General features: G+C 66.0%; 1 protein-coding gene. It reads right to left on the bottom strand.

The features are described 5' to 3' along the window. Positions 1-182: 182 nt before the first annotated feature. On the bottom strand, positions 183-1,964 hold the full coding sequence (locus tag MXD61_RS05515; RefSeq protein WP_248811762.1) for a reverse transcriptase/maturase family protein: 1,782 nt from the start codon (positions 1,962-1,964) through the stop codon (positions 183-185). Between the last annotated feature and the right edge of the window lie 608 nt (positions 1,965-2,572).

Here is a 2,572-nt window from a genome sequence, read left to right as displayed (position 1 = left end):
GCGGGCCGGCTTTGGCCCAGCAGCCGCTGTGCGCGGCGACCTCGGTGTGCACGGCCGCCGCGAGACCGTGCCAGAGGGCACTGGTGGGCCGCCGGCGAGGTGCCCGCGGGTGCGGGTCCTTTTCCGGCGGCCCCCAGCCCGAACGACGCATGCGACTTTCACCGCACGTCGCTCTCCGGTGACTACGGCGTGAGCTGCGGGATCGGCTTTCCGGTGTGGATGGTGTCGTGGCAGGAACGGCAGACCACGAGGGTCTTGCGTCGCCGTCGTGCCATGTCGGCCGCCCATGCCGGCTGCGGGTGTCCCGGACATGCGAGTTCTGACAGTCGCCGGACGTGGTGCACGGTGATGCCGTCCGTGCTTGTGCAGAGCTCGCAACGGTTCGCCAGGAGCCGGGTGACCAGCTCCGTGTGGCGGACGACGCCCGGGACCAGGACGCGGTCGGAGATGACCGCGTCGCGGCGCCGTCGGAGTGGAATGCCGCCGAACCGTGCGACCAGTGGCTTCCTGCCGCTGCGTTCGACCCTGGCTTCGAAGCACTTGCGTCGCCCGTGCGGGGTGTCGATGGTGGCCGCGTATCGGCGGGCCGTTTTCGACACCGACGAGCGGTGCTTGTTGGCCAGGGTCTTGAGCAGTGAGGTCTCCATGACCCAAAGCAGCCGGTAGAGACGGTGAACGTTCCCGGCTGGCAGGTAGTACTGGACGATGCCCCGCCACTCGGCCCCATATGTGTTGACGATGGTGTGGTCGTCCTCGTTGATCAGATGGGACCTGCGTTCGGGTTTTCCGCGCGAGGTGTAGGGGGCTTTCTTGGCCTTGACCACCGATTCGGGGACCCGGAGGCTGACAACGCCGTTGGCACTGCGTCTGCCGCCGGTGACCTTGCGGTTGTTGTGGAGCACGGTGATCTCGTAGCCGAGGAAACGCGCGGCCTGGGTGCGGGCGTGCGTGACCAGTGTCTTATCGTGCGACAGCTCCAGAGCGAGATCGTCGCGCAGGAACGCCGTCAGACGCTGTTTTATCTCCTCGGCTTCGGCCTTCGGTCCGACGAACCCGAGCAGGGTGTCGTCGCAGTACCGGACATAGCGCAACCGCCGGTAGCCGGGATCGCGAGGATCCCCGCTGGGCATGGTCCGCAGCTGTCGGCGCAGCTCCCGCGCTTGCGCGTGGTCGCCACGCCGGTATGCCCGGTCCCTGGCGGCGCGCACCCTGGCATAGGCGGTGTCCTGCTTGCGGATCCGCCCTCGGGTGTATTCCGGGATCAGGACCTTTTCGACAAAAGCGTCCAACCGGTGCAGGTAAATATTCGAGAGGACGGGTGAGACGACACCGCCTTGCGGAGCCCCGCTCAGCGTCGCGTTCCAGACCCAGTCCTCCAGGTATCCGGCTTCGAGCATGTTACGCACCAGCCTCAGGAACCGTCCATCGTGGATCTTCTCGCTCAGCGTCGACAGCATGATCTGGTGATCGAAGCTCCCGAAGCAGTCGGCGACGTCTCCCTCGATGAACCAGGTCTTCCCGGTCCAGGTGTCGGCCACGTCCCGTAGTGCGGTGTGGCACCCCCGGCCGGGGCGGAAACCGTGGGACAGGTCGGAGAAGGTCGGCTCGTAGAAGGCGTCCAGGAGCAGGCGGACCACCTCGCCGACCAGCTTGTCCGACCACGGCGGCAGACCCAACGGTCTGGTCCTGCCGTTCTTCTTCGGGATGTGGATCCGCTTGACCGGGCTCCACCGATAGCGCTCGCGACGCAGCGCCTCGATAATAGTGTCGATCTTACGTAGCGACATCCCGTCCACGGTCTCCCCGGTGACCCCGGGCGTCATCGCCCCCTTGTTGGAGTAGAGGCGCCCGTAGGCCAGAAGATACAACTGCGGGTTGAACAACTGCCGATACAGTCTTTCCAACGGCAGACCGCGCCTGCCGCGCTCACGCAGGACACCCAGCACCGTTTCGGCGCTTTGCATTACGCAAACCTCCCGATTCCGAGTGTCCGATCACCTGGTCCCCTTCGCCCTGATTCCGGCTCTCCCGGACTCCTCGGCCGGGCGTGACTCCGGCGAATACTACGGGACCTCCGTCGCCGTAGGACTCGCGTCCCGTAGGCGATCCCATGTTCGTCCTGGTTGTACGTGACAGCGTGACGTAGGCGTCCCACTCATTCCCTTGAATGCCCTCACTGGGCATCGCTCCGCACCCCGGAGGTTACCCCGGCCATGGCATCAGACCAGGGCAGGATGCGGCGTCGGCTTCGGACGTCATTTCCGACGGATGCGACCTTCCATCTCCTGGGAATTAGGATTCAAGCAATCCAGCCTTCGCCATATCACGCGGGTTCCACGGCGCGCCGCCTCCAACGCCTGAGCACGGCCACCGCTTCAATGGCATGCTGCTGTCCCCTTCACCTTTCGGATCCAGGTAAGCCATCGAACCCAGGAACCTCCCTCCGAGTTCCTCCCGGCTGAGCCGGGGATACAACCAGGCGCCTCATGGCGCACTGCCAGCGGTCGCTGACCTGGACCGCGTCGGGCAGGACACGGCGGACCGCTTCGGCGTAGGCGGCGGAGCCGTCCCG

This window comes from Frankia sp. AgPm24 (genome assembly GCF_023243055.1).
Classification (GTDB): Bacteria; Actinomycetota; Actinomycetes; order Frankiales; family Frankiaceae; genus Frankia; species Frankia umida.
Note: the sequence above shows the minus strand (reverse complement) of the source record. Positions and strands in the feature narration are given on the sequence as shown.